Source organism: Pluralibacter gergoviae ATCC 33028 = NBRC 105706 (genome assembly GCF_001598855.1).
GTDB classification, from domain to species: domain Bacteria; phylum Pseudomonadota; class Gammaproteobacteria; order Enterobacterales; family Enterobacteriaceae; genus Pluralibacter; species Pluralibacter gergoviae.
In genome coordinates this window covers 1-2,529 of the sequence record NZ_BCZS01000075.1, presented here as the reverse complement: position 1 = coordinate 2,529, position 2,529 = coordinate 1, and the positions used below count along the sequence as shown (strand labels likewise).

The 2,529-nt window shown below is 55.5% G+C and carries 2 protein-coding genes; both read left to right on the top strand.

Annotated features, from left to right (window positions below; genetic code table 11):
• Positions 1-363: 363 nt before the first annotated feature.
• Complete coding sequence (gene ltrA / locus ENGE1_RS26110; RefSeq protein ID WP_162268911.1) at positions 364-1,851, top strand: group II intron reverse transcriptase/maturase; 1,488 nt, start codon at positions 364-366, stop codon at positions 1,849-1,851.
• Between the two features lie 233 nt (positions 1,852-2,084).
• Complete coding sequence (locus tag ENGE1_RS26105; protein ID WP_004206779.1) at positions 2,085-2,315, top strand: hypothetical protein; 231 nt, start codon at positions 2,085-2,087, stop codon at positions 2,313-2,315.
• Positions 2,316-2,529 lie beyond the last annotated feature (214 nt).

Sequence of the window (2,529 nt, the reverse complement as noted above, 5' to 3'; positions counted from 1 at the left end):
GTGCGCCGGGAGACCGGTAAAGATCAAGGGGTGAAAGTCCCCGACCATTGAAGGACCAGCAATCCACAGGGTCCCCGAGTCATGCGCTGTATACCGTGAGGTATGGGGCGAAGCGTTGACAGGGGTGTTGACAGGCCAGCCATTGAGCCACGAAATGTATATTAAATTCCCGGGTGCCGACGTTGTACTGTTCACGGAAGGCAACATCATAGGGTGCGTTACTGCGAGTGCCATATGGACCCGGCGGGGTCTGAGACCCTGGCATGTCAATACGATCTTTACGCGGGAACCGGGAGATCTCCCCTCTGACCATCTGCCAGTACCGGAGATGGCCCGCACCGGGAAGGCGAGGAGCCGAAGCCGGTGATGTACGGAGAGGAGAAGTCGGACTCGCTCATAGTAGCTGCGAAGCTGGCGAACAATCCGCAAGGAGCGGAGTCAGTGGAGCGAAGGAGCGGGGCCAAGGGAAACGCGGAACAGCCACACATGCGCCGGACACAGAGCCGGGAAAGTATGTCACAGAGGCTGTCACGCGTGCGGGAAGCTGCGAAGCAGCGGAAGAAAGAACGGTTTACCGCATTGTTCCACCTCCTGACAGCAGAGGCACTGGAGAACGCATTCCTCTCCCTGAGCAGGAAAGCGGCTGCCGGAGTTGATGGTGTCAGGTGGAAGGACTACGCCGAAAACCTGAAGGTCAACATAGCAGATCTGCACCGGAGGCTTCATCAGGGCAGTTACAGGGCTCAGCCCGGCAGGCGGCACTACATCCCGAAAGCGGATGGAAAACAGCGCCCGCTCGGCATCGCCTCACTGGAGGACAAAATCGTCCAGTATGCGCTGGTTAAGATCCTGAATGCAGTCTACGAAAATGATTTTATGGGGTTTTCATACGGGTTTAGACCCGGGCGAAGCCAGCACAATGCGCTGGACGCACTGGCCACAGCGCTGGTTCGGACCAATGTAAACTGGGTACTGGATGCCGATATCAGTCAGTTCTTCGACAAGGTAAGCCATGAATGGCTAATCAGGTTCATAGAACACAGAATCGGCGACCAGAGGGTAATCAGGCTCATACGAAAGTGGCTCACAGCCGGGACCTCAGAGGAAGGAGAATGGCGGGCATCGGAGGAAGGCACCCCACAGGGTGCGGTTATCTCGCCGCTGCTGGCAAACATCTACCTCCACTATGTCTTCGATCTGTGGGCGCATCAGTGGCGACGCCGCCATGCAACAGGCAATGTGGTCATGGTCAGATACGCAGATGACATAGTCATCGGGTTCGACAAGCGAATCGACGCTCAACGCTTTCGTATAGCCATGCAGCACAGACTCAAGGAGTTCGGACTCACGGTACATCCGAAGAAAACCCGACTGATGGAGTTCGGCCGCTTCGCAGCCGAAAACCGCGCCAGCAGGGGAAAAGGTAAACCAGAAACGTTCAACTTCCTCGGGTTCACGCATATCAGTGGGAAAGATCGTAGTGGCAGGTTCATGCTGATACGAAAGACACGCCGGGATAGGATGACGGCGACACTGAAAGCGATCAAGGACGGACTACGAAAGCGCTGGCATTATTCAATCCCCGAACAGGGAAAATGGCTCAGGAGAGTGGTTCAGGGATACTTGAACTACCACTCAGTCCCGGGCAACTATCCCATGATGCGGAAGTTCAGGATATACGTAACAGACCTCTGGCGACGGGCGCTGAGGCGCAGGAGCCAGCAGGATGATACGACATGGACGAAAGCAAACAGACTGGCAGCCGTATGGCTGCCGAAGGTACGGGTTCTGCATCCATGGCCTGTGGAGCGGTTCACCGCCAGACACCCAAGGCAGGAGCCCGGTGCGTGAATAGCGCACGCCGGGATCTGTGCGGGGGGTACCCGGTAACGGGTATCCCTACCGCAACATTATTTTGCGGAGGCCGTTTTTTTTCAAGTCATCTTGTTGCCGTTGTCTGTAACCATTTGCTGTTCCTGCAAAAACAGGGAAATTTCAGAAGGATCACTGCCAGCCCGGAGAATCGTTATCTAATAAAATGTAATATACTGAAGTACAGTGTATTTATTCTGAGTGGAGTGATTATGAATACGGGTTTAAGGCAGGTTCTGCGATATGCAGGCGTCCCGGTTGACGCCGCTGAACCGGTGCGCCGGCAATTCGGTAGCCGCCTGATTTTAATCGTGACGGTTGCTCTTCTTCCGCTGTTGATTGTTGACGTCCCTCAGTGGATATTTGTGCTCTCCCAGATTATCTGGGGAAGCGGTATGTATATTGGTATCTCCGTGGCCAGTGATAAACCAGATCGCCGGTAAGCTCAGAACGAGAGGTCTCCCGGATCGCCTGGTGACGGGCAACTGATAAACCGGCGCCGTGCCATCAACACCGGATAAGGACGTCACCGGCTTGTCGTTGCCGCCGACTCCGCTTCACCCGGCCCCATCCCTCCGGTCTGTGGCCTGATTCCTGCGTCTGTCGCGTTGCGATATTTGCTTCCGCTTTTCTCCCTGTGGTCGAAATACGGGTTAG